The following is a 25,171-nucleotide window of genomic DNA, read 5'->3' as shown; positions in this document are numbered from 1 at the left end:
GCCGGATCGTCACCGACGATCACGACCGCAAGCCCGGTCTTCACACCGGTCTCCGCCTCAAGTCCCGCCGCCGCATTCTTGACCGCCTCGATCACCGAAGCCGCTGCAACCTTGCCATCGATCACTGTCGTCACGCTGGTCTCCCAATATGAATTCGGCGCCAATCTACAAATCATCGGCCAGACATAATTGCCTGCCAACGCCCTATGGTGTCTGAAAGCGGTAATAGCAAGGAGAAAACAGCGGGGTCAATCGAGCCCGGCATGCCTGCGGGCGGCATAGGTCTGAACCTTGGCACGCAGATCGGCGAGTTCCTGGCGCACGCGCAGCCACTCGTCCTCAAACTCCGTTTGGCGATCAAGTTCGAGCTGCGGTTCGTCATCGAAGGCCGGCTCGAGATCGGGCAGTTGCGCAGGCACCGGCTCGATTTCGGAGCGATATGCCGGGATTGACGGCGCGGCGTCATGGCTGGGTCGATCGTCCGACATCGGGGCGCTGATCAGCCACTTGCGCAGGAAAACCAGGCACAACGACAGACCAAGACCTATGACAAAGCCGATGGCCTGATTGTTGACCAGATGGTCATCGATCGGCGCTGCGGAGGCGACCGCCTGCGAAATGACCGATATCGGCGCCCTGGTCTGCGGCGGCGCGAGTGCAGCACTTTGCTGATCGGCCTCGTAGCGGCTTTGCGCCGCTGTTACGGCATCCTGCAATTGCTCAAGGTGGGAAATATCGACATCGACGCCCTGTTTGCTGAGGGCGGTCATCCGTGCGGAGAGACTATCTTGTTTTTCCAGCGCGTCCTTGAGGGTGGCATCGCTGCTAACTACGAGGCGCTGAATCTGGGTGCGGATGCTCGCAGCAAGACCGTCGACAACTGCCTGCTGAGCCAGAAGGCGCGGGTGACGTGGGCCCAACTGCGTCGAAAGTTGGGTGAGCTGAGCCTTGGCCGCGCTATAGCGGCTGCGCAAGTCATCAAGCCCGGCGGCAGAAAGATCGGCCGGCAGCGCGCCGCTCATGAGAGAGGCTGGCGTCGCCGATTTGGCCGCGGTCACATTCGCCTTGGCGTTTCGCACCGCGATTTCGGCCAAGCGGATATCATTGTCCAATTGCTGACGCTGCTGCTGCAGCGCCAGGGCGGCGGCGATCTTGTCTTCGCCGTAGCGTGCCTTGAAATCGTTCAGCGCGGCCGAGGCACTATCGAGTTCTTTGCGACTGCGGGCGCTTGCAGCTTCGCCGGTGTGTGATGCGCCGGCCTGGACCACTGCGGCATCGTAGATAGTTGCAAAGGCAAGGCGATTGGCAATGTCGGCGGATCTTGCCGCATTGCCGGAGGTCGCGGATAGACGCAGGAGGCCAGTCGCCTGATCGATGCCGACGACGATATCCTTGCGGAGGTTGGCCTGCGCGCGCGAAGGCGCATCCGAGGCATTGCCGCTGCCGGAAAGAAGTTCAATGGCCACGCCGAGAGCGCCTGAGCGACTGCCCGTAAATTCGGGATCGCGATCCAGCTTCAGTCTTGCCACGACATCCGACAGCGCGGTCGTGGAGACAGCGCGCTTTGCCGCAATATCCAACAGCGTCTGGCGAGCGCTACCTTCGCCTTCGACATGCAGAAAGGTCTGGGACAAATAAAGTGGCGCCGGCGCAAAGATCGTCGGAATAGCCGTGCCGGCGAGCGCCGCCATCATGACGAAGCCGAGAGCGCGAATGCTCAGCGACCAGTTGCGGCGTGATGGCGAGGGCTCGATAACGGCAGGTTCGATGCGCGGATGCGGCTCAAGCTCGTCTTCAAGCAGATCCGGTACGAATTCCAGAAGATCGGGAACGACGGCAGGTTCAGCCGCCGCGCTGCGAACAGGCTCCTGCTCCACATAGCGGTGGTTCAGGATGCTGCCGATTTTTTCCGTCAGAAGTTGGGGCTGGGGCTGCGCCTGCGGCGTCTCTTCGACCCGCTGCACTTTTCGGCCCGAGACGGGATAGGGATCACCATCCAGCATCCGGCGCAGGATGGCTCGCAGCTCGACATCGCGGGGATCTTCATCGGAATTGGCCGCATGCAGGTCCGGGCGGCTGTCGAATTCCTGGTCCTCACGATGGGAGGAAGCACGCCGACGAGCCGCGCTCTGCGACACCTCAAAGGCGTCGTCAGGGTAGAATCCAGTCCTGGCTTTGCTTTCAGACATAGCGGGTCATCTCGCACGCGTGGTCCCAAGACCAATGCAATGGTTAACCCACTCTAAATGTTCATGACAAAAAAAGTGTTAACGCCGCAGCGTTAGCTCGCCAATCTGTTCGGCGGCATGAGGCGTGGCGTCCTCGAATTGTTATTATTCTGCGTGCCCGAGCGGGCGATCCGCCGTTTCCGGCCATACCGATGGCGGATCACCTGATAGAGGAAAAGCGGGACGCCGAGCATATAGCGGCGCCACAGCCTGCCGGGCTCCAGGGCGAGCCTGAACAGCCATTCGCCGCGCATGGCGCGCACCAGCGCCGGAGCGCGCGGCACGGAACCGGATACGAAGTCGAACAATGCGCCGACGGTCAAAACGAGGCGCACATGCCGGGCGTCGACATGTTCGGCAACCCATTTTTCCTGTAGCGGGGTGCCCATGCCGACGATCAGCATGTCGATGTTCTGACGGCTGATTTCGGTCGTCACCACATCGCTTCGTGTCGGATCAAAGAAGCCGTCCGAAATAATGATGAACTCATGCCAGGGCGAATGCTGCCGGAATTTTTCCGCGGCCTTCTCCACAACAGAACGGCGGCCGCCCAACAGACCGATGCGCTTGGGCTGCTCCATGAACGTGAGGAGTGCGGGGACGAAATCGGTGCCGTTCAAATTCGCAGGAAAAGGTTCGCCATGGGCGACCCGCGAGGCAATATCCAGACCCACGCCATCGGGAAGGACGAGATTGCGCTCCAGAACCTGCCGATAGGCATCGTCGCGCAGCATCACCAGCATATTATGGGCATTGACGAAGGAGATCGACGTGTGTCCGGAGGACGTGGATGCGAGTTCGTTGACGAACGTCAGCGCATCTTCCCAATCGAGATCACAAACCGGCAGATCGAAGATCATGCGTCGTGACGCAACGACGGCAAAGTCGGCAACCTCGTTCAATTCATAACCTCCTGCCGGCACCCCCTTCGGGGCCGGCGATCCAAGCCTTTGCTCCTTCGCGGCCGCCACCGCAGTAAAAGAACAAATATCGCTGATAGGTGGTTATAGCAAAGCAATCTCAACCTTCCATTAGGATAAAGATCGGCAATTGCTCGAAGTGATCAAGGATCTGTTAAGCATGCCGGCATGCACACATCTGGAGCATGCGCTTGCACGGCTGCCGCTTGCCTGAAAAGCGGCTATTCGGCCGACACCTTGGTCGTTGCCGCCTCGGGAACGATCTTTACCGGCTTGACCGTCTTCTTCCCAACGCTTTCGCCGCCGTGGGTCTCTTCCTTGGAGAGATAGTCGAGCTGTTCGATCAGCACGTCGGCGACATAATCGCCACCAAGCCGCTCATTCATCCGCTTCTTCAGATCGGTGCGGAAGGCGGCGACATCGAAATTCTGGGTGTGCCCGATATCGATCGCCTTGTTGCCGACGAGCAGCGAAAAGAGCTCATCGGTGGTCAGCTCCGTCAAGGGGATCTGAAGGGCGGTTGCCTTGCCCTTCTCCATCATGAAGGAGATGCGCGTCAGGAAATAGCCCGTCACCTGGCCGTTGGCGATCACGGGAACGTTGATCGATTCGCCCTTGACCAGTTCCTGCTGCGCCTTCTTGGCGTCGTCAGGGCTGATCGCGGGCGCTGTCGCTGTCTGCACGGAAAAATAGACCGAAGCCAAAGTTACGCCGCAGACCCAAAGGCCGGTGAGAACGAGCTTGATCATCCGGCCTCACGGACGCGGAATTGCTCCTGCGAATAGGTACCGTCCGCATCGGCATTCTGCACCGCGTTGCGCAGAATATCGGCAACGGCGCGCACGGCCTCGAGGTGAGCCTCGACGCGGCGGGCATTCAGAACCAGCTTCTTTTTCAGCCCATGCAGCTGCTCGATATGCGCAACGGCAAGATCCGCCGGATCCGTATCGCGAAAGAGCATCGACAATTCATAGAGGCAGCGGCTCTTGTGAGCATTCGAAACCTTCAGGTCGAATTCCGGGTCGCTACCGATCCGGTTGTTCTCATTGTCGATAATCATCTCAAGGCGGCCAAGGACAGACTTGATCCGATAGTCCTGCGATATCACTTCCATGTTGCTACCTCGTTATACTTTCTGGGACGTCAGCGCATTCTGACTGGTGATGCTCGTGTCGCCATCATTGTCGACGTCACTCGCAGCCATCGTTTTGCGCTGAAAATCCGTGACAGCGCTGAGCGCCATCTTCTTGTCATTCTCGTTGGTCGCGGAATTGATGGCGCCGGTGTTGCGCATCTTGCTGACCTGTTCCTGATACATCTTTTCGGCAATGCCGACGCCGCCGCTCTTGGCGATGGTGTTGCCGAGCTGCTCGGCCATCATGCCTTTCCAGATCTCGCCCGCCGAACCCTTGCCGTACAGCGTCTCGCTGTTGGGCAACATGTTCTTCACGAAGTTCTGCATCATCATGGCTTCGAACTTGCGATAGACCTGCGGCACCTTCGTCGGGCCGGTATGGGTATTGGCGTTGGCGAGACCGGCCTGGGTCTCGGCGCTGTTCAGCGCATTGAACGTCGCGCCGAAGCCGTTGCCGTTTTCGGCGAGGCTGGTCGCGGCGAAAGCGGCCTTGTTGGCGGCAAGCTTTGCCTGAGCGGCCTCGACATCGGCCGGACTGGCAGCTCTTACGACATCGAGAACCAAATCACTCGGAGGCGAAATAGCCACGTCACGTCTCCTTCTGCGGTCGCATACCCGTGCGAAGAAGCGGCCTTGCGCTCTTGCGGGTATGGCGAATCAAACGGTCAGAGCATGCAGGCAACCAAGCGGCGCACATGCTGCTCCATGATCGTGACGATTATGGTTTTTGAACCTTGCTGGAGGCTGGCGTTGTATCAGCGAAGCGTTGATCGATGATATCGTAGACCGCAGTATCGTCCGCTTCGCGGATTTCAAGCTCACGGGCATCCTTCATATGCTCTTCCAGCCTGTCGGCCTTTGTGCGCTCCTGCTGGACCTTCATCTGGATCAAGGTCTGAATGCCCTCCAGCTGCTGATCCCTCAGCGTCAGGCGGCCATACCGCTCGGCGTAGTGGATGGAAAATGCCATGTGCACGGGGTCGACCGAGCCGATAGCGTCGATAACCCTCTCCATCGACGCGACGACTTCCGAGCGTTGACGTGTCGTATCGGCAAGTTCGTTCTCCGCGATCTGCTCCAGATGGCGCTGCACCGCGACGAGGCGTTTCAATTTTTCGGAGCGGCTTTTCTCGGCCATGGCTAATGCCCGTTGAAGACGGAGAGGAACGCGCCGGAAAACTGATTGATCATCGCCGCGATGCTCAGATAAAGCATGAAAAGGCCGCCCATGAGGAGATATGGCGTGGAAATGAAGTAGATCGGAATCTGCGGCGCCAGCTTGTTGATGAAGCCGATCGAAATCTGGAACATCAGGCCGTAGAGCACGAAGGGGCTTGCCAGACGCAGCATGATGAAAAACGTCTTTTCCAGCGTATCCGTGATCGAGATCAGCGCGGCGCGCGGTTCGATGTGACCGGCGAAGGGAATGACGGAATAGGAATCGACCAAAGCCTGGAGCACATAATGATGGAAATCCAGGATGAAGAGAATCATCAGCCCGGAGAAGCTGATCAAGCTGGTCAGCGACGTCTCGCTCGAATCCTCGACGATGTCGGCACCGGCCGGTGCGTTGAAGCCGATCAGCATCGAAATGACGGTGCCGGCGAACTGCAGGCCCAGCGTGTAGATGCGCGCCATCATCCCATAGGTCAGCCCGATGACCGTTTCAGTGAAGATCAGGCCGATATAGCTGCCATTGCCGTTCGCCACGGCCGGATAGATCGTGTTCCACAGCAGCGGCAGGATCGCCATCGAGAGAGCGACCGAGAGAAGCAGTCTGATCTGAACCGGTATGCGGCCTGACGAGAACCCCGGGAGCACCATTATACAACCGCCGATTCGGCAGAAGGCGACGAACAGCGCCAGAATGGTCCCCTGGGGGTCTGTGATCATGAAATCGAACCTAGAATCTTGATCTCGATCCCCTTGGCCAATTCCACATGCGACAGAACCGGAAGCGTCGCAAACAGGCGTTCGATAATCATCCGCACATAGGAGCGCGTTTCCGGCGACGTGACAAGAACGAAGGGCATGCCGCGGTCCATGTATTCACGGATAACTTTGCCGGCCTGCTCGCTGAACTCTTCCAGGCTGCGCGGATCGATGTCGAATTCGACGATTTCGCCCTTCTGGTCGCGCTTGAGCGCCTGATGGAAGATGAGATCCCATTTGCTGCCGAGTCGCAGTACGCGCAGCACGCCATTGTCGGCCAGATCGCCGCAGAGCTGTTGCGCCATGCGGACGCGAACATGCTCGACGATCTGCTCGGTCTTGCGCACATGCGGCGCCAATTCCGCGACGGCTTCGAGAATGAGATGCAGGTTGCGGATCGAGACGCGCTCGGCGAGCAGCAGCTTCAGCACCGCCTGCAGGCCGGAATAGGACATGTGCGACGAGCAGATTTCGTCGGCGAGCTTCTTGTATTCCGGGTCGAGGCGCTCGATCAGGATCTTGACGTCCTTATAGGACAGCAGCGCCGGCAGGTTGTTGCGGATGACTTCGCTCATGTGAGTGAGCACGACCGAGACGTTGTCGATCGGCTGGAAGCCTTCGCGCTTCAGGTCCTCGGTGAAGGCTTCGAGAACGGAAACAGCAGGCATGCCGAAAGCTGGTTCGCGAATCTCGTCGCCTGGCACCGTCGGCTTGCGGCCGGAACCGGTGACGACGAGCACTTCGCCGACGCGCAGCATGTTGGACGCGATCGTCGTTCCGTGGATACGGATCTGATAGGACTTGTCGGCAATCGCCATGTCGTCGATCACCTTGATCTCCGGCACGACGAAGCCGTATTGCGTCGCGAACTTCTTGCGCATCTTGCCGACGCGGAAGGCCAGTTCCTGGTGCGCGCCGAGCAGGCGTGTGGAAACGATCTTGCCGAGCGCGAGTTCGATCTCGGCCGTCTTCAGGACCGACTTGACCGAGTCCTTTTCCATTTCCTTCGTCTGCATCACCTTCTGCTCTTCGGCATCGCGGCGAAGCTTGTTTTCCGCTTCGATCTGGCGCGGGATGAACCATGCGCCGGCCGCCATCAGGCCGCCGAGGAAGAGGAAAGGCAGGAAGGGCATGCCGGGCATGACCGCAAGGATGCCCATGAGGACGGCCGAGACGGCCAGCGCACGCGGATAGCCGCTCAGCTGGTTGACGACGGCCTGGTCGGTCGAGCCGGAGGTGCCGCCACGCGACACGAGAAGGCCAGCCGCCAGAGAGACGATGAGGGCCGGCATCTGCGACACCAGACCGTCACCGACGGAGAGCTTCACGAAGACGTCGGCGGCCTGGCCGATCGGCATGCTATGACGGAAATAGCCGATGATGATGCCGCCGAAGACGTTGATGCAGGTGATCAGTAGACCGGCGACGGCATCACCGCGCACGAATTTCGAGGCACCGTCCATCGCACCGAAGAAGGAGCTTTCCTCTTCCAGTTCGCGGCGGCGGCGCTGGGCTTCCTTCTCATCGATCAGGCCAGCGGACAGGTCGGCGTCAATCGCCATCTGCTTGCCGGGGATGGCATCGAGAGTAAAGCGGGCGCCGACTTCCGCGATACGCGTCGCACCCTTGGTGATGACGATGAAGTTGATGGTGATGAGGATCAGGAAGACGATCAGACCGATGACAAAATCGCCCGACATCACCAGGCTGGAAAAGCCCGCGATGACGCCGCCGGCCGCGTCATGACCTTCATAACCATGCGAAAGAATGACACGCGTCGTCGCGATGTTGAGCGCAAGGCGTGTCATCGTCGCGATCAGCAGAACGGTCGGAAAGGACGAGAACTCCAGCGGCTTCTTGATCCACAGCGCCACCATGAGGATGAGCACCGAAAGAGCGATCGAGAATGCGAGGCCAAGGTCGATCAGGAACGGCGGAATCGGCAGAAACAGCACGCATAGGATGACCATGATACCGAGCGCGAACCCGATATCACGAATGCTGGGATTGGCTTTGGGAAGCGCTAATGCGGGTGGTTGTGCCATCGACCGTTTTTCCGTCTCTTCATGAGAGGAGGCAAACGGTTTACCCGCCTGCCCTATTCGATCCGATGTCTAGAAGACGAAGCTTGCGCGAGAATGGTTTACGGCCTGCGCAGACTTGGTTCCGAAAGGCTGGCGGCGCCTCTCAGATTCGAAGGTCAGAAGCCCGACTGGATTCGGGAGAAGACGAGATTGGTGAAGATCGAGATCTGCGAGCCGACGAACGGCGCCGTGATCCCGACCGTCACCATGACGGCCACGATCTTCGGCACGAAGGTCAGCGTCGCTTCCTGCACCTGGGTCAACGCCTGAATCAATGCAATCACCAGACCGACGATCATCGCTGCAAGAACTGCGGGACCAGAAGACACGAGAACCGTCCAGATGGCAGCCTGGAAGATATCCAAAGCATCGGCTTCATTCATGGCATCCGCATCCTTTGTTCAGCAGCCAATCATTAGCTGCCGGAATTCGACGAATCGTTGTCGCTACTATCGCTCGAAGCAGGCGGCGTATCAATGGTCGTGCCGGCCGGAGCGATGGTTACACCGGCCTGGATGAGGATCTTATCCCCACCATCGGTCTGGGCGATGATACCATCGGTATAGACGGTGACCTCCTTGATCGTGCCGGTGGTCTTGCCGTCGGCACTCATGATCTGCTTGCCGATATAATCCGAGGCCTGCGAGATCCATTGGTTCTGCAACACCGTTTCCAGGTGCGAGTTCGTCTGAATCTGCTGCTCGACCTGGGAGAAGCTCGCCAGCTGGGAAATCTGCTGGCTGGCGTCCATCGGCTGGGTTGGGTCCTGATTCTTCATCTGTGCGATGAGGAGCTGCAAGAAGTCGTTGTAGTTCAGGTTGGCGCTCACGGATGCAGCGGCAGCGCTCTTCGAAGAGCTGCTGGAAGAACTGCTGCCGTTGATGGCGTCTACCGTTGCCATGGAGCGATCTCCCGGCGGATATGCTCGATCGTCGCCGCCGGCATTTCCTGATTGTTCAGAATATTGTCCTCGACCGGGTAGAGGCCGCGGATGGCCTTCAGCGCGTCGAAGGCGCGGCCGGTGGCGACGAGCCCATCGATGCGCTTCAGCTCGGCCAGCACTTCCTCATTGTGGAAGCAGGACAGCAGCATGACGATCGACTTGCGGAACATGACCGTCGACTGCTCTTTGCCCTCGGGATTGATGAGGATCATCTGCGCGATGAAATAGAGCTGACGCAGCGGCGTCGTGGCATCTTCCGGCTGGAGGACATGGTTTTCGAGAAGGAATGTCACATCATTCAGGAATTCCAGGGCGACCTTGCGATCGACGCGCAGAACGGCCCCGTTGATAAAAATCTTTTCCCCGGCCTTAAGCGATATGCGAAGCGTACTTTTCATTTAAGTCCATCCCTGATGATGGTGGTGACATCGATGATGCCTTGATAGTTTTCCGACTGGCGCCGCCGGATTCGATCGCATTCCTTCAAAATCCAGATGGCGATCGAGATTAGGTTGGCACGTAGTTCGACGTTGAGCTGGTTCTCAGGACTTTTCAGGTCCTCCACGAAGCTCACCCATACGCGCCGCGTATAGAAGAGAGCCTCGATCGCCTCGCGGCCGTATTTCCCCGCATCACGGGCCGCAGAGAGAAGCGCTACCGACCGGTCCAGAACTTGCCGTTCTCGTTCCTTGGCGTCGGCCACTGCATCCTGCATGACTTCCGCATATGAGAACTGATACATTCATGCATCCTTCCTGGTCATTCCGTCCCTTTGATCATCAAAGGTAATTTACAAGGCTTAGCTGCTGGATCTTGGAGACAATCGTGTAGGCTGTCTCAAGCTGGGTCTGAAGGCTGTTGACCTTGGTGGACGCCTCGTAAGGATCCACGCCGGTCAGGTCGCCAATATTGGTATTGAGGATGGTCTTCTGCGCATTCAGCGTCGTGTTCGCATCCGACAGGCGCGCCTGCGAAAGGCCAAGCTGGCTGGCCTGGGTGTTCAAGCCGTCGATCGCCTGACGCGAATAGCTGATGGTCTGGTCCGTCACCGCATTCAATGCGTCCTGGTTCAAGCCCGGCGTCGTGCCCATCAGCGCGTTGGTGACGCTGGTCGCGAGCGCCAGATAACGCATGCCGGCCGAGTTCGAATTCGTCGAGGTTTCGACGACTTCGGAATTGCTGATGCGGCTGGTCATGTTCTGATCCGAGGCGCTCGACCAGCTGGCCCAGGCGGCATCGGACGTGAACATCGGCTCGACCTTGGTCGTGATGAAATCCTTCATCTGCGCACCGGTCAGATTGCTTGCTGAGGTCACAGGCGGCGTCTGCGCGCCCATATAGGCGGTCAGCGCGTTCTGGATCGCCGTATTGGTCGACGCGGATTTGTCCGTCATCGGCTGCACATCGGTGTTGGTGCCGGCAAACAGATACTCGCCATTGACCATCGTGTTCGCCGATGCGATGACGCTTGAAATCGTCGAGGTCGCGGTCTGCTGGGTGAGCGCCACGCTGCTGCCGTCGCTGTTGCCGCGCAGGGCGACCAGCTGGTCCATCAGCTTCTGCGCCTGCGAGCCCATATTGGTCAGCGCCGTCTGCGACGAGGTCATGCGCTGGTTCGCAATGGAATTGCTGCTGAGAATGGAATCGATTCGTGTCACGTCGCGGGTCAAGTTGACGCTGAGAGAGGTGTTGCTGCCCAAGGCCACGCCGATATCGGCATAGACGCCCGTGGTTGCCTCGGTCGACGCACTGGTCATCTCGTTCTGCGCCTGACGGATTGTCTGGCGCATGGCGTTCTGAATGGCCTGGCTTGAAATGAATGAGAGTTTCATGGCTTAGCTCGCAATATCCAGTACCGATTGAAGCATTTCGTTGACTGCGTTCAATATCTTGGTTCCAGCCTTGTAGGACTGTTCGATATCCATCATCAGCGTCAGTTCTTCGTCGAGATTGACGCCGGTCGCATTCGAATAGGCGCTCGAGGAGCGCGAAAGCGCTGCGGACGTGTTTTCCGCCGCCGTGGTAGCCGTGCTGCGCTGGCCTTCAAGCCAACCGATGGAGCTGGAGGCATAGTCCATGAGGCTGGCCTTGGTGTCGGAACCGGCCGAAGCATCGAAATCCATCTTGGTATTCATGGCAGTGATATAGGCATCGAGCTGCGTGGAATAGCCGCTGTCGCCATTTGGGTTTACCACATAGTTAACGCCGTTAATGCCGCCATCGCGCAGCAGGTTCGGGTTGCCGCCTTTCGATGTGACAAGTGCCGAATTCACCGTAATCGAGCCGGCCAGGCCGGTCACCGCCGTGCCGCTTGCCGGTACGGTACCGCCGCTCCATGTAAAGAGGCCGGCTGCCTTCGTCGAATTGGTCTTGTTGGTCTCGGCAAACGTCGTCACAAGGCCGCGCGCGATCTCGTCCAGCTGCTTCTGGTAGGTCGGCGCGACATCGTCGCGGACCTGAAGCGCCGCCTGCAGCGTGCCCTGCGCGGTCGTCGTCGCGCCCTGGCCGGGGGTGAGCGCCACACCGTCGATATAGACGTTGTTGCCCGTCGTGCCAGCCGTGTAGGAGTTCGTCGGCGTGAAGGTTACGGTGCGCGGAATTGTCTCGAAAAGGGTCGTGCCGCTCGACGTATAGAGCGCCATGTCGTTGTTGCCGCGGGTGACGGCGTTTACACCGACGATCTGCGAGATCTGCTTCAGAATGGAATCGCGCTGATCCATCGCATCGGCAAGCGCATTCGACGTCGGGCTTGCGGCGTTCGTCGCAGACTTCACCGCCTCGTTGGCCGTCTGGAATTGCTTCAGCAGGCTATTGAGCGAATCGACATCGGAGCTGATCTGCTTGTCGGCGTCTTCACGCGCATTCTGAACCGCGGTGGTCGCATTGTTGAGCGAGGTCGCCAGGCTCTGTGCCGCGTTGATGGCGGATTGCGCCGCCGTGGTGCTGGATGGCGACCCGGAATAGGTCTGCATCGCCGTCTGGAATGCCGAGAGATAGGTTGACGGCGCAATCTCGTTGTCGTTGCCGCCGAGCGTTGCCGACTGGAGATTGCTGTAGGCGTTCAGAAGCAATTGCTGCGCCGCGTCCGACGACGAATTGCCAAGGTAGGCCTTCTGCAGGGCGGGCTCGTCGCTGCGGGCGATCTTGACCACCTGCGCGCCGGCCATATTGGTTGTCAGCACCGCCTGCCGACGCGAGTAATCCGCATTGCCGGCATTGGCGATATTGTTCGAGACGACACTGCTTTGCGTGCCGGTATTGTTGAAGATCGCCTGCGCGTTGTTGAGAGCTGTTGTGAGCGACATGACTGACTCGATACCCTATTCGTTTTAGCGCCGCAGATCGGCCGATGGCGCGCCGGATGTGTCAGAATAGCCCATCAAAGTGAGGCCGGCGGATTTGACCAGATGGCTTTCGGGATCGCGCGGCAAGAGATCCACGCGAAACCGACGCCACTGTCTGCAAGCAGTCCTGGATGCGAGAGAAGCTCGATGAGCCGACTGCGCGCTGACGACGACGCTGGAGACAGCGCGCAGACCAACCGTCTGCACAGGCGCCCCTGCAACCATCGTCCTCATGCCGTCGAAATTCCTCATCTGGAATCCTCGTTATCCTTCATACGACTGAGAGTAGGTGGCGGGCCTTGCGTGAAGCTGTCTGAGAGGACGAAAAACCGATCATCGTGAAATGATCTTTTTCGGGCACGAAATCATGCGGAATGATGGTAAGTCATGACGCACATTCCGATGGCCGGTCGATGCGCCCGAACAAAAAAAGAGGCCCGGAAATCGCTCGATTTCCGGGCCCGAGTTTGAATTCGGAAGGCTGGAGGCCGATCGTATCGTTCAGCTCCAGTCGATGCAGTAGCCAAGGAAGCGCTTGGAATCGACAGGATCGAAACCGAGCTTCTTGCGCAGCTTCTTGCGCAGCTTGGAGATATGGCTTTCGACCACGTTTTCTTCGACTTCCTCGTCGAAGATGCCGTAAATCGCGTTGAAGATCTGCGTCTTCGTCACCCGGCGACCGCGGTTGGCAATCAAATATTCCAGGATGCGACGCTCGCGCCGCGGCAGGGCAAAAACCTCGCCATTGATCTCGGGATCGCGACCATCTGCAAAGACGCGGATAGGCCCGATATCGGTATAGTTGTTGATGGCCTTGAGCCTACGGCGGATCGCCGCGGCACGGGCCAGAATTTCCCGGGGATGCACCGGCTTGCGTACGACGTCGTCAACGCCGCAATCAAAGAGTGCAAGGGTCGATTCGAGCGAGGGTTGATCGCTGACCGCGATGACAGGTGCAGCCGACCGGTCACGAATGGCCCTTGGGAGCTCGTGAACGTGCTGCCCCTGACCAATCAAAAACGCTTCGACAGCGGCGATATCGCCCTCTGCCGCCGTTGAGACCCATTCGCCGAACTCGCGCGGATCAAACCCCGTGGAAGGGATGCCCTCGCGTCCAAACAGTGATGTATATCCGTCCTTAACGAGCTCTCGCTCATCAACCACTACGATCATTCGTCCGCCTCCGAATCAGTGTGGTGTTTCGATGACCTATGGGTACGAATCGGGCGAATCACGAACAACTGTCGGAAATGAGTGGCGGGAATTAATAATTGATTAACTTTGGAGGTGCGATTTGCACTATATCTAGTGGGTGCCTTGCGTTTTGCACCGATAAAAAAGTTGTTAGTTCGCTTATGATTAATAAGCCCATTTTAGGCAAACCCATGGCAGTCAACCTCACCAAGAGGGTTAGCACCCACTAACCGGAAGGCGTATACAACCTATAGGTTGTTTAATTTTGACAGAAGGTGGCCGCGTTGGGCGTCCATTTGCCATAGCCCGTAGCAACCAGATTGGCAATCACACGGCAGACATAGACCTTCTGAGCCGGGTCATTGTTTGGTCCTGCGTGGTATCTTGCTACCGCCATCGTCCAGGTCTCATGCCTGTCATGGAGGTTGCGGAGGAACTTGGCCGCGTATTCGACATTGCTGCGGGGATCGAACATGGCATCCACGGAGGCGAAGTTTTCACCGTGGAAATACTGATTGATCTGCATGCAGCCGACATCGATAAGCTTGGCGCCGCTCTGCCGGGCTGCTGCGAAAACCTGCAGGGCTGCATTTTCGGATGGGGGGAAAACGGGCTTTCCCTCCACGTTGAGCGCATAGGGATAGAGCGAACCCTTGCGCCCCGTTTCGGTCAGGCCGACCGAATAGAGGATCCCCTCCGGTATGCCGTATTTCGCAGCGGCAGACTGTATCTCCCGCTCGCAAAGCCCGGCAGCACCATTATCCGGCGGGCTCGGATTACCGGATGCAAGGGCGTCAGAGGTAAACTGCGCCAGAGCGAGCGCGCTGAGCGCCGCCAGCAGCGCCGTCTTCCATGCCACGTTCACTCGTGCCGCGATTGCCATTGTTCCCATTTGCCTGCTGCCCCGAGTAGTTCTGGCCCTTCGGGCGTGCGTCGCCACCCTGTCCCTGATTCAGCAACGATTGCTGCTGCGACTGGCTCGATCCGGACTGCCGGCCCGTATCCGACTGCTGATCGGCGTTTGAAGCCAGCGACACGGTGATGGTATCGACCTGATAGCCCTGAGCCCGCAGCGCATCGACCATATGGCTCTGGTCAGCATGCAGCTGCCTGTAGGCCTCGCCGGTTTGCACCTTGAGATCGACACTCAGCTGATCGCCGGAAAGCCGCATGGTGGCGGTGACGTCGCCGAGGTTATCGGGGCTCAGCTGAATCTTTAGCGTGTTGACGACCTTTCCGGTGCTCGTCAAGTTCGCGGCATTGGACAGTGCCGAGCCCGGCAGCATGGCGGCCGACCACTCGCGGTCCCCCGCCAACGCGCCGGCAACCAGGGACGAATTCGAGTTGGCGGCAAGCCCAAGGTAACGCCGCGAATCAAGCACGGTGACCGAAGGCATCTCACCTGTAGCCGGCGTGGATACCTTGACGTCGGCCGTTTCGTCGCCGTTCTTGCTGATCGACATGTCCAGCGCGCCGCCGCGCCCATCGGCCCGCGTCAGGCGGAAAGTCTGCGTCGTATCCGTGGCGGTACCGTCATCGGGAAGCGTCGGCGTTGAATCGTCAGTCGCGTCCTTGAGGGCTGCGTGAACGAGCGGGAGTGCCTGAATCTTCGCGTCATTGGGCGTCTGGCCGGCAGCCGTAGCATTGGTGCCGTTATTGGCTACCACGGAGACCTGCGCTGCGATCGCGACGGGTGGCGCGTTCAGGAGCGTCAGCGCATCGGAGATCGTGCCGGAGGCCTGGGTCCCATCGGTTGGTGCCGCCTTACTATCCGTGGCCGCGGAAGCGTCCTTGGCTCCCTTGACGACCGGCGTCTTGCCGGTGCCATCCGTCGGCGCCGGCTGTTCGCCGCCGGCGACAGCATCCGCCAGCTGCTGAGCAATTTCCGCGAGCTGGGTGGCGGCATCCGTTTGGGCAGGCATTTGGCCGGCATCGGTCGGCATCTTGGCCGGATCGGTAGCCGCGGCAGGTTCTGCCGCAGATGCCGTATCGGCGTCGGCCGTGGACGGCGCTGCCTTCTGGAGATCGATCAGTGATTTCGAAAGCGACTGCGTGGTCGGTGCCTGGGGCGACTTGGCGCCCTTTGCCAGGCCGGTGAGATTGGCGAGGTTTGCTGCAGACGTGTCGATCATCGCTGTTCCGGCCGTATTGCTGTCATCGATGGCAAGACCAATGGCCGTAGGATCGCCGGCTGCGGTTGACGCTGCAGAGGTGTCCTTATCCGTCGTGTCATCGGTGTTCGTGCCCGCATCCGCCGCGGTGGAGGAGCCGGCATTCGTGCCGGAGGACTTGCGTCCATTGCCGAGCGAACTCGCCAAGGCATCGAGAAATCCCTTGCCGTCATCCTGCTTTGCCGAACGGGCGCCTTTGGCGGCCAAAAGAATATCCGCCCCGGACGAGGCGCCGGATACACCGATGTCGTTCATGATCAATGACTTTCCTGCTTCAACAAACCATCGATAGCATCAAGCTTCGAGCGGCTCGTCGTGACGAATGCGTTGAACGAAGAATCGGCCTCCTGCCTCTCTCCTTCCGGGGCGGAAGCTGCCTTAGCTGCAGCTCCCTGCTCAACACCCGCCGTGCTGGAAGCCTTGGCTTCCGCTTGATTCGTCACAGCAGCATCGTGTTCAGTATTCTGTTGGTTTGGCAGGTTAGGAACATTGCCTTGCCCGAGGCTTGCAGGATCCGGCGCGCGCGTAATCTCCTGTGCAACCGCCTTTGCCGCATCGCGCAAGGCGCGGTCCTGCGCATTCAGCTCTCCCGCCGGCATCTGGTCGAGATTGCTGATCGCGGATTGCAGATTGGACGTCGATACGCCGGCAACCCCGCCGTAAAAGCCCGCCAGCGCACCGAACGCCTCGCTGTTATCGGTCGATATGGCCTGCGCGTGACCGGCAGCCAGAGCCGCCAGATCGGACTTGCCGGCAATCGCGGCACGACGAGCCATGCGCAGGTAAATCTCGCGCTGTCTTGGCGGATCCATGAACGACAGGATTTCGACGATATCCTGCTGCTTCACATCCGAATCGTGATCCACCACCAGCTGCACGAAGAGATCCGCGAACTGGCTGGCATAGGGCGAATGCAGGAAGCGCCGCGTGTAACGCAGCGCGTAATCGAGCCCCATCGGCACCATTCCCGCGTCGGCGCATATTGCAAGCGAGCGGCGCAGCGCCGATTCCTCGACGATCGTGCCCGGCGCAGACAGCCGCGCCCAATCATAAAGCTTCAAGGCCGCCGCGGCATTCTTGCCGGACATGACATTGCCTGCCACCAGCGAGAGATAGGGACCGATCGGCTTGTCGCGGTATTCCCTTGCAATGTCGGCAAGCGTGTTGACGACCAAAAGCCCCTTACCGTTCAGATATTTTCTCAGAACATCGGCGACGCGGTTGTCGAAATTGCCGTTGATATCCCGCGACATCAGAAATTCGAGCGTCGTCGGATTGCCGCCGCTCATCGCATAGATGAGGGCTGCATCGGCGTTGCGGCTGTCCTCGAAGACACCTTTGTCGGCATTGCGCAGACGCTCGTCGATGGTCGCCAGCAGGAAGCGCTGCATTTCGCCGGCCGAACTATCGCCGGCCACCACGGAATCCTGCACGAATTCGAGCGAGCGCATCATCTTGTAGAGCGGCAGATTGTCCTGCTCCTGCGCCCCAGCGCCGGCCGGCATCAGAATGCCGGCGGTGAGCGCGAGTGCCAGATGATGACGATGCTGTTTGCGCGCCATGGCTTATCCCTGCTTGCCTTGACCCTTGCCTTTGCCGGAGGTCGGCTTGGCGGGCGCCTGGGTTTCCGGCTTGGCCGGCTCCTTGGAAGCCTGGCTGGACGGGCTGGCGATCAGAATCTCGATACGACGGTTGGCATCGTTGAAGGGGTCTTCAGGCAGCTTCAGCCGCCGATCCGCAAAGCCGGAAACCTGCACGATGCGCTTTTCGTCCAGACCACCGCTGGTCAGCATATAGTAGGCGCTCTGGGCACGATCGAGCGACAGGCGCCAGTTGTCGTTGCGTCCATCGACGATATAGGGCCGGCCGTCAGTATGGCCGCGAACCAGGATCGAGCCCTTGCGCTCGGCAAGCAGCTTGCCGATCTTTTCCATTGCCAGCACCATTTCCTTGCGCGGCACTGCGGAGCCGATGTTGAACATCGGATCGTTGCTCTGGTCGGAAATCGTCACCAAGACACCGCCCTCGGCCGCGGTGACCTGCAAGCCCTCGGCCAGCTGACCGGCGACACCCTTGATCTCAGCCTGGATCTGCTGTTGCAGATCCTTGGCTTCCTGCTGCTGCGCCTTGGTCGGCGTCACATCCTTGCTCTCAGGCAAAGCGGCGTTGTCTTCCGGCACGGAGATGTCGTTCTGAGTGGTTGCCTTGGCGATCTGTTGAGGTTGCGTCTGCTTACCCTGCTTGCCATTGGCCTGCTGCTGGTCGCTTGTCGTCGGTTGCTGTTCTGGCGTCTGCGGCTGATCGGCTGGCTGGCCGCTATCGGCCGCCGTCGCCTTGGATAGCGCGATGACTTCGCCCTTCGGCGACTGATCCGACTTGGCGGACTGTTCCTCGTTTGCCTTCTTGGAGGCGCTGGAAACCTGCACCTGCTTCGTCCAGAAATCCGGATCGAACGGATCGCGATAGGCCTGGCCGCCGTCGGCACCGGTCGCCGGGCCGGATTGGGCCGCACCACCATCGCCCTTGGCGCTGACATTGGCCTGCTGACCGACTTCCTGCGCGATCTCAGCCAGGACCGAATAGGGGTTTTCGAAGAAATCCGCTTCGGAATAGTTCGTCTGGTCGCCCGACGTCGATGTCAGATCCTCGCCCGTTTTGGCGGACTTGCCATCGTTCGGATTGTCTTCCGCCTTGTTGGACTTCTGCTTGTTCTTCTCGCCGTCCGCCTGATCGACGGGCTTCTTCAGGCCCTTCTCGGTCGGCTTTTCGTCCGCGAGCTTGATTGGATTGAAATAGGAGGCGACGGAGGCTTTCGTCTCTTCGTTCGCCGCATTCACCAGCCACATCACCAGGAAGAACGCCATCATGGCTGTCATGAAGTCGGCATAGGCGATCTTCCATGCGCCGCCGTGACCGCCTTCATGGTCGCCGCCGCCATGGCGCTTGACGATGATGATCTCGTGTTTTCCGTGACTTTGATCGCCGTCGCTCATTTCAGGATCTCTTTCAAGCTGGCGGCCCAGGCGGACATTCGGGTGACGAGAACGCTCTCGCCGATGGTAACTGTCAGATCGACATCCTGCGCTTCGACATGCCGCAGCACGGTGGCCTCTTCACCCAGATGGGCCTGAAGGACCTCGAAGAGATGGCGCGGACCACTTACGGAGATGGTCCCGACGCTGCCGTCGAGAATGGCGGCCTTGACCAGATCCGCGAGATCGGCGACCGCCTTGTTCGTCAGCGTTTCGGTCAGGATCGGTGCAAGAACGCTTGCAGCTTCCGCGCTGATTGCCTGGCCGAGCATCGTGGCGATCTGCGTCATGTCGGCGGTAATTCTTTCGGCTGCCTGCTCCTCATAACGCACACGAAGAGCATCGGTCTCGGCACGAAAGGATTCGATCATGGCGTTGAGTTCAGCCTGATGCTTCTGCGACAATTCCAGCGTTGCCGCTTCGTGCCCTTCCGCGTAGGCGGCACGACGTTCGGCTTCCACATCGATCGGCGGCTCGACGGCACTTTCGAGAAACTCCGTCGGTTCCGCGAATATCGTGTCCGACAAATCGACGGGCGGCGCCTGTTCGACGCTGAAATCCTTGAGATATCGAGATAGTGTCAGGCTCAAGCGCGCATCTCCCCGTTCACGTCGCAAGGACGCTGCAAGTCGATGCCGCACAACGGCCGATCATTTCCCATTCTCAAAACGTCGATCATCACGCTTCCGGTTTCCGTCCTCGGTCGCGCTGCCGGAAACAACCGATGTCTCCGACACATTGCGCACCCATGTCACTACTCTGGACCGTAGGCAGTCAAACTTGTGCGAGGATGAATGCGAGGCGGCATTGCCGTTTCGGCGACGCCGCCCGACGCTTATTTCGCCTGAAGGATAATCAAGACCTTGCTGGCCATGCTGTTGGCGATGGACAGCGTCTGCACGCCCATTTGCTGCGCCGTCTGCAGAGCGGACTGGCGCGCGGCGGCTTCTTCCATATTCGTGTCGACAAGATCGCCGACGCTCAGCTTCACAGCGTCCTTGAGCTTGGAAATATAGTCAGTCTGATCGTCGATATTGGCCTTCATCAGGCCGAGCGTCGAATCCGCCGAGGTTGCCGACTTCAAAAGCGCGCTCGTGACATTGAGCATATCCGTCAGCTGATCGTCCGTCGTCGTGCTCGATATGGCGATTTCCGTGCCGCCGGTCGGCGCAGACCCGGAATCGGCTTTCAGAAGATAGTAATTGCGCGCAGCGCCGCCAGTCGTGGTGCCCATCGTGCTCGCGTCGACGTTCTTCGTTAGCAATCCGCGGCTTGGATCGGCGGAATCGATCATCAGCGTTTGCGAGCTGTCGTAGCCGATCGTCGCAAGACTGATCTGGCCGCTCGAGTCACGGCTGAAATTGCTGATCACCGATTGCTGCGTGGTGGGATGCGCCGAGCTGTTATAAAGCCAGTTCTCACCGGAAAAGGATGCCGACTGCGTGACCGATTGCAGCTGGTTCTTGAGCTGCTGGATATCGGCATTCACGGCATCCTTGTTCGTGCCCGGCTCCTTTGCGGAGACGAGCTTCGACTGGATCTGCGTGAGCAGGCTGACGACCGTGTCCATGGCCGTGGAAGCGGTGTCGACCTTGGAGGAACCGAGACCCAGCGCATCCGTAATGGTGCCAAGGCTGCTCTGGTCGGAGCGCATTGTATTGGCCATCGACCAGTAGGTCGGATTGTCGCTCGCGTTCTGAACGCGGAAGCCGGACGAGACCTGCTGTTGCACCTCACTCAGGTCTTTGTTGATACCGCGTAGCACGGTCAGCGCCGCAGACGTGGCACCATTTGCCGTCACATTGCTCATCTCAAAATCCGTAATTCCAGTGGGATTGGCAAACCGGGCCGGTCCGGCAGCAACGATTGGCTTCATGCCTGCCCGCGGGACATATCCCAGCGAGGCCCGTCGCTAAAACAGCTGCTTTGCTCGGTTTGAAGACAGGCGAAAACCAGCGTCCAAGCAAAGACTGCAAATCAGTTAGCGGCAACGTTAACAAAAGCTTATGCGCGACGACAAGCGAGAAATGTCGCCGCGCGATCTTAACGCAAGCTCCACTCAAGGCTCACTTGAAGAGGGCCAGAACGTTCTGCGCGCTGGTGTTGGCGATCTGCAACGATTGGATCGCCAGTTGCTGCTGTGTCTGCAGGGCCGACAATCTGCTCGATTCTTCTTCCATATCCGCATCGACCAGCTTGCCGACGCCAGAGTCGATCGTGTCGCGCAGGGTCGAGACGAAGCCGGTCTGCAGGTCGATACGGGTCGAGAGCGAACCGAGCTGCGAGGCCGTGCTCGTCATGGCGTTGAGGGCGCCCTGGACCAGGTTCATCGCCTTGCCGATATCGCCGCTCGTCATGTTGGTGATGTCAAGGCTGAAGACGGAATAGGCTTTGCTGCCGATCGTCTGCTTGCTGCCCAGAATACCCGAGCTTGTGTCGATCGCGCCGCTCGGCTTCGCGCCGAACATGACGTTGCCCTGTGAGCCGGTGTTGAAGCTGTAGCTGGTGCTGTTGACGGAAACCGTGCCGTTGTTGTTGCGAACGAAGGAGGAAACGACGGATGCCGAAGCGCCGTTGGCCGCAAACATCCAGTTCTGGCCGGAGAAGGACGCGGACTGTGCGATGCTCTCCAGCTGCTGCTGAAGCTGCGCAACTTCTTCCTGAACGTCGGCCTTCGACACGCTGTTTTCGGTCGCGGCGACGAGCTTGTCCTTGATCTGCTGAACGACGGTGATGGCGTTGTCCATCGCCGTGTAGGCGGTGTCGACCTTTGCAGCGCCCAGTCCCAATGCGTCGGACACCGCAGAAAGAGCGCTGTTGTCCGAGCGCATGGTGGTCGCGATCGACCAGTAGGCGGCGTTGTCGGACGCCTTGGCGACACGATAACCGGAGGAAACGCGGCCTTGCGTATCCTGTAGGCTGCTGTTGATCGTACGCAGAGTCTGGAGCGCGGACATCGCCGCGTCATTGGTGAGGATGCTTGTCATTGGGGTGCCCCTTGTGGCTGAATTGGAAAGGGACATTCCGGTCTGCGGCCGGGAACGGCAATCAGCCTCATGCTTGTTAACCGGCTCTTAGGAGAGGTTAACCAACCGTTGCGTTAGCGCCAACTGACAATAATAGCGTTAATAAAAGGTTAACGCGGGCGACCAAAGTTAACAATTCATTCAGGCCGGTGCCTCGTCGTTTTCGGCGAGCGCAGTGACAAGACAGCAAATCGCATTGTTTGGCCTCAACAGCGTTCATAGGCTTTTCAAACCGCTTCCTCGCACTCCCTTCGCACCGCAAAGTCAGCTTCGCGCCATCTTAGGCAGGGTAACATGGAACGATCCGCCCGATGTCGGCGAGAAGCGGCCGGAAGGCATTGACAGGCGCTGCGGCAGCGAAGCCGGCACCGGGCATAAACGAGGTTATGATGTTCAGTTTGGAGGGCGCCGGACGAGCGGCTGTTGATCGCCATGAGCGAACAAGCCTCGATCCGGATGACTGGCAGGCCGTGCGCGGGCAGGCTCATCGGATGCTGGACGATATGCTCGACCATTTGCAGACGCTGGAAGAAAAGCCCGTTTGGCAATACGCCCCCTCTTCTGCCCGCAAGCTGTTCGATGCACCCTTGCCGATCGACGCGAGCGATCTCAGCGATGTTCACGCCATCTTTCGCGACACGATCCTGCCCTATGGCAGCGGCAACATCCATCCGGGTTTCATGGGCTGGGTCCAGGGCGGCGGCACCGTCGCCGGCATGCTGGCGGAAATGCTGGCAGCAGGGCTGAACGCCAATCTCGGTGGTCGCGACCATATGCCGATCGAGGTCGAGCGGCAGATCATTCGCTGGACGCGCCAGATATTCTCGTTTCCGGAGACTGCCGGCGGCATATTCCTGACAGGTGCGTCGCAGGCCAATTTCGTGGCGCTTCAGATCGCCAGATGCCGCAAGCTCGGCAAGGACGTTCGCGCCGCCGGCCTGACCGACGAATCCCGGCTGGTCGCGTACGCGTCGAGCGAGGTGCATGGCTGCGTTCCACGCGCCTTCGAAATGTCCGGCATCGGCAGCAATCAGCTGCGGCGCATTGCCGTCAACGCGTCGGGTCAGATCGACGTCGATGCATTGGAAAAGGCCGTGCGCCGCGACCTTCAGGAAGGATATGTGCCGTTCATGCTCATCGGCAGCGCCGGGACGGTCAACACCGGTGCCATCGACGATCTCCATGGACTGCGGCGCATTGCTGACGTCTACGACCTTCACTTCCATGTCGACGGCGCGCTCGGGGCTCTCGGCATCCTCAACGAGGATCTTGCACCCCGGTTCGCGGGCATCGAAACCTGCGATTCACTGGCCTTCGATTTTCACAAATGGGGCCAGGTGCCCTACGATGCCGGCTTCCTGCTCGTGCGTGACAACACTTGGCAATTGCAAACCTTTGCCTCTGAAGCGTCCTATCTCAGCCGCGCGTCCACGGGCCTTGCCGGCGGTGACTGGTGGCCCTGCGATTACGGCCCGGATCTTTCACGCGGCTTCCGGGCCTTGAAGACCTGGTTCACCCTGAAAACCTACGGCACGAAAGCCTTGGGCGAAGCGATCGGCGCCAATTGTCGACTGGCGCAAGCGCTCGCCGATCGGGTCGAGCGCGAACCCGCCTTGAAACTCCTGGCGCCGGTGGCGCTCAATATCGTCTGTTTTGCCTATGTCGGCCCCAACGGCGATACGCCGCCTGCCGTCAACGCACACATCGTTGAACGGCTGCATGCCGAAGGCCGCGTTGCACCGTCCCTAACACATCTGAACGGACAGCCGGCCATCCGCGCCGCCATCGTCAACCATCGCACGCGGTTGGCTGATATCGATGCTCTCGTCCAAAGCGTTCTCACACTCGGCCCCCGACAGGATCTTGCCCAATGCTGATGACCAAATCTCCCCTCGCCGCTTCGACTTTGCCAAATGCGCGCGACGGCGCTCGAATCATCGGCATGCAGAGTATCGTATCGCTCATCTATGCCGGTCATGACGTCACGCAGCTCTGGAACGACCTGATGCAACGCGTCACGGCCGACCCGAACGACGCTGCAGCCCTTCTCGACATGGCAACGATCCTGCACACCGTCGGGCGTGCCGACGAAGCGCGCCAGGTCCTGCAGAGCGCGGTGAAACTGCGCCGCGATTTCTGCGTCGTCCATGGCGACGGCACCGGCCCGCGCCTACTCGCCTTGGTCACCGAGGGTGATTTCATGGCCAACACGCCGCTGGATTTCCTGCTGGCGGGCAGCAATTGCGTGCTTTGGCTGCGCTACATCGATCTTGAAACCACCGTGCTTGCCGATCTTCCGGAACATGATGTCGCGTTCATGGCGATTGGCGAATCAACGGAAAACGCGCCTCTTCTCGCTCATATGCGGACGCTGCTCGACAGCTTCGACGGCCCGGTCATGAACCGCAATCCGGCGCTGATCAGCGGGCTGACGCGCGATGGCGTCAGCGGGATGCTGGCCAACGAGCCATCCATCCTGTCGCCGCGCACCTATCGCGTCTCGCGAGACGATCTCGTTGCCGTGGGCGCGGGGATCAAGCCACTCGAGACATGCGTTCCGGGCCTCGCATTTCCGCTCGTGGTCAGACCGATCAGCACCCATGCCGGCCACGGAATGGAGCTGATTTCGGACGTCGCGAGCCTGGCGGCCTGGCTGGAAACGCAACCGGCCCCGGAACTCTACGTTGCGCCCTTCATCGATTTTCGCGGAACCGACGGCTACTATAACAAGCAGCGCGTCGTATTCATCGACGGCAAGGCCTATGCCAGCCACATGGCGCTGTCGGATCATTGGATCGTGCACTATCTCAGCGCCGGCATGGGACAGAGCGCCGCCAAGCGCGCCGTCGAGCAGGTATGGATGGAGAATTTCGACACCGATTTCGCAGTGAGGCACGAGGATAGCTTTGCCGCGCTTCATCGCCACATCGGCCTCGACTATTACGGCATCGACTGTGCCGAACTTGCCGATGGTCGCCTGCTGGTGTTCGAGCTCGACGTCGCGATGGTCGTTCACAACATGGACGATCCCGTCGTCTATCCGTACAAGCAGGTCGCCATGCGCAAACTGTTCGCCGGCTTCGTCGACGCCGTTGCCCGCAAGGCGCGGGGCGCAGCGCTCGCCGTTGCTTCCTAAATCGCCGGCCATCGGTTAACCGCGCA

25 protein-coding genes and 1 pseudogene are annotated in these 25,171 nt (G+C 59.7%); 2 read left to right on the top strand and 24 right to left on the bottom strand.

The features are described from left to right. The 24 genes and pseudogenes from HGP17_RS34045 to HGP17_RS19305 all read right to left on the bottom strand — a co-directional run. Nucleotides 1-134 (bottom strand): annotated as a pseudogene (locus tag HGP17_RS34045) (bifunctional methylenetetrahydrofolate dehydrogenase/methenyltetrahydrofolate cyclohydrolase); the annotation flags it as partial. Between the two features lie 114 nt (nucleotides 135-248). Then, entirely contained in the window at nucleotides 249-2,189 is a 1,941-nt protein-coding gene (locus HGP17_RS19415) for a succinoglycan biosynthesis transport protein (RefSeq protein WP_168811959.1), read from the bottom strand. A 92-nt stretch (nucleotides 2,190-2,281) separates the two neighbouring features. Beyond that, nucleotides 2,282-3,130, bottom strand: a complete 849-nt coding sequence (locus HGP17_RS19410; RefSeq protein ID WP_168811958.1) for a WecB/TagA/CpsF family glycosyltransferase — start codon at nucleotides 3,128-3,130, stop codon at nucleotides 2,282-2,284. A gap of 239 nt (nucleotides 3,131-3,369) precedes the next feature. After that, nucleotides 3,370-3,897, bottom strand: a complete 528-nt coding sequence (locus tag HGP17_RS19405) for a hypothetical protein (protein ID WP_168811957.1) — start codon at nucleotides 3,895-3,897, stop codon at nucleotides 3,370-3,372. Continuing rightward, nucleotides 3,894-4,262, bottom strand: coding sequence for a hypothetical protein (locus HGP17_RS19400; RefSeq protein WP_168811954.1), 369 nt, complete (start codon nucleotides 4,260-4,262; stop codon nucleotides 3,894-3,896). Before HGP17_RS19400 ends, HGP17_RS19405 begins: the two co-directional genes overlap by 4 nt. Nucleotides 4,263-4,274: 12 nt before the next feature. After that, complete coding sequence (locus HGP17_RS19395) at nucleotides 4,275-4,871, bottom strand: rod-binding protein (protein ID WP_168811952.1); 597 nt, start codon at nucleotides 4,869-4,871, stop codon at nucleotides 4,275-4,277. 130 nt (nucleotides 4,872-5,001) lie between these two features. Beyond that, complete coding sequence (locus tag HGP17_RS19390) at nucleotides 5,002-5,421, bottom strand: hypothetical protein (protein ID WP_168811950.1); 420 nt, start codon at nucleotides 5,419-5,421, stop codon at nucleotides 5,002-5,004. 2 nt (nucleotides 5,422-5,423) lie between these two features. Beyond that, nucleotides 5,424-6,176, bottom strand: a complete 753-nt coding sequence (gene fliR, locus HGP17_RS19385; RefSeq protein ID WP_168811948.1) for a flagellar biosynthetic protein FliR — start codon at nucleotides 6,174-6,176, stop codon at nucleotides 5,424-5,426. Further along, nucleotides 6,173-8,260, bottom strand: coding sequence for a flagellar biosynthesis protein FlhA (flhA, locus tag HGP17_RS19380; RefSeq protein WP_168811946.1), 2,088 nt, complete (start codon nucleotides 8,258-8,260; stop codon nucleotides 6,173-6,175). The genes fliR and flhA overlap by 4 nt, the downstream gene beginning before the upstream one ends. A gap of 155 nt (nucleotides 8,261-8,415) precedes the next feature. Beyond that, on the bottom strand, nucleotides 8,416-8,682 hold the full coding sequence (fliQ, locus tag HGP17_RS19375) for a flagellar biosynthesis protein FliQ (protein WP_028751226.1): 267 nt from the start codon (nucleotides 8,680-8,682) through the stop codon (nucleotides 8,416-8,418). A 32-nt stretch (nucleotides 8,683-8,714) separates the two neighbouring features. Further along, on the bottom strand, nucleotides 8,715-9,200 hold the full coding sequence (gene flgD, locus HGP17_RS19370) for a flagellar hook assembly protein FlgD (RefSeq protein ID WP_168811944.1): 486 nt from the start codon (nucleotides 9,198-9,200) through the stop codon (nucleotides 8,715-8,717). Then, on the bottom strand, nucleotides 9,188-9,640 hold the full coding sequence (gene flbT / locus HGP17_RS19365) for a flagellar biosynthesis repressor FlbT (RefSeq protein WP_075855156.1): 453 nt from the start codon (nucleotides 9,638-9,640) through the stop codon (nucleotides 9,188-9,190). Before flbT ends, flgD begins: the two co-directional genes overlap by 13 nt. Further along, nucleotides 9,637-9,984, bottom strand: coding sequence for a flagellar biosynthesis regulator FlaF (gene flaF, locus HGP17_RS19360; RefSeq protein ID WP_034513663.1), 348 nt, complete (start codon nucleotides 9,982-9,984; stop codon nucleotides 9,637-9,639). The genes flbT and flaF overlap by 4 nt, the downstream gene beginning before the upstream one ends. A 37-nt stretch (nucleotides 9,985-10,021) precedes the next feature. Continuing rightward, complete coding sequence (locus HGP17_RS19355; protein ID WP_168811942.1) at nucleotides 10,022-11,074, bottom strand: flagellar hook-associated family protein; 1,053 nt, start codon at nucleotides 11,072-11,074, stop codon at nucleotides 10,022-10,024. Between the two features lie 3 nt (nucleotides 11,075-11,077). Continuing rightward, entirely contained in the window at nucleotides 11,078-12,547 is a 1,470-nt protein-coding gene (flgK, locus tag HGP17_RS19350; RefSeq protein WP_168811940.1) for a flagellar hook-associated protein FlgK, read from the bottom strand. Nucleotides 12,548-12,571: 24 nt separating this feature from the next. Then, on the bottom strand, nucleotides 12,572-12,838 hold the full coding sequence (locus tag HGP17_RS19345; protein WP_168811938.1) for a hypothetical protein: 267 nt from the start codon (nucleotides 12,836-12,838) through the stop codon (nucleotides 12,572-12,574). A gap of 249 nt (nucleotides 12,839-13,087) precedes the next feature. After that, on the bottom strand, nucleotides 13,088-13,759 hold the full coding sequence (locus HGP17_RS19340; RefSeq protein WP_168811936.1) for a winged helix-turn-helix domain-containing protein: 672 nt from the start codon (nucleotides 13,757-13,759) through the stop codon (nucleotides 13,088-13,090). 280 nt (nucleotides 13,760-14,039) lie between these two features. Beyond that, nucleotides 14,040-14,621 (bottom strand): transglycosylase SLT domain-containing protein, encoded by a 582-nt coding sequence (locus HGP17_RS19335; protein WP_246704155.1) that lies wholly within the window; start codon nucleotides 14,619-14,621, stop codon nucleotides 14,040-14,042. After that, entirely contained in the window at nucleotides 14,575-16,206 is a 1,632-nt protein-coding gene (locus HGP17_RS19330) for a flagellar hook-length control protein FliK (protein WP_168811932.1), read from the bottom strand. The genes HGP17_RS19335 and HGP17_RS19330 overlap by 47 nt, the downstream gene beginning before the upstream one ends. Nucleotides 16,207-16,208: 2 nt before the next feature. Continuing rightward, a complete protein-coding gene (motC, locus tag HGP17_RS19325; RefSeq protein ID WP_168811930.1) occupies nucleotides 16,209-17,513 on the bottom strand; it encodes a chemotaxis protein MotC in 1,305 nt (434 codons plus the stop codon). 3 nt (nucleotides 17,514-17,516) lie between these two features. Then, nucleotides 17,517-18,944, bottom strand: coding sequence for a MotB family protein (locus HGP17_RS19320; RefSeq protein WP_168811928.1), 1,428 nt, complete (start codon nucleotides 18,942-18,944; stop codon nucleotides 17,517-17,519). Next, nucleotides 18,941-19,573 carry a hypothetical protein gene (locus HGP17_RS19315; protein WP_168811925.1) on the bottom strand — a complete coding sequence of 211 codons (633 nt, stop codon included), beginning with the start codon at nucleotides 19,571-19,573 and terminating at the stop codon, nucleotides 18,941-18,943. The genes HGP17_RS19320 and HGP17_RS19315 overlap by 4 nt, the downstream gene beginning before the upstream one ends. Nucleotides 19,574-19,818: 245 nt before the next feature. Further along, complete coding sequence (locus HGP17_RS19310) at nucleotides 19,819-20,859, bottom strand: flagellin (RefSeq protein WP_246704145.1); 1,041 nt, start codon at nucleotides 20,857-20,859, stop codon at nucleotides 19,819-19,821. Nucleotides 20,860-21,049: 190 nt separating this feature from the next. Beyond that, complete coding sequence (locus tag HGP17_RS19305; protein ID WP_168811923.1) at nucleotides 21,050-21,970, bottom strand: flagellin; 921 nt, start codon at nucleotides 21,968-21,970, stop codon at nucleotides 21,050-21,052. 428 nt (nucleotides 21,971-22,398) lie between these two features. Between HGP17_RS19305 and HGP17_RS19300 the strand changes: the two genes are divergently transcribed. Both HGP17_RS19300 and HGP17_RS19295 read left to right on the top strand, forming a co-directional pair. Further along, the gene (locus HGP17_RS19300) at nucleotides 22,399-23,886 is read left to right on the top strand and encodes a pyridoxal-dependent decarboxylase (protein ID WP_168811921.1); all 1,488 of its coding nucleotides are present in this window, start codon (nucleotides 22,399-22,401) and stop codon (nucleotides 23,884-23,886) included. Further along, nucleotides 23,880-25,145: a tetratricopeptide repeat-containing protein gene (locus HGP17_RS19295; RefSeq protein ID WP_168811919.1), complete on the top strand. Its 1,266-nt coding sequence runs from the start codon at nucleotides 23,880-23,882 to the stop codon at nucleotides 25,143-25,145. Before HGP17_RS19300 ends, HGP17_RS19295 begins: the two co-directional genes overlap by 7 nt. Nucleotides 25,146-25,171 lie beyond the last annotated feature (26 nt).

The sequence above is a fragment of the Rhizobium sp. P38BS-XIX genome (assembly GCF_012641435.1).
Taxonomy (GTDB): domain Bacteria; phylum Pseudomonadota; class Alphaproteobacteria; order Rhizobiales; family Rhizobiaceae; genus Rhizobium.
Note: the sequence above shows the minus strand (reverse complement) of the source record. Positions and strands in the feature narration are given on the sequence as shown.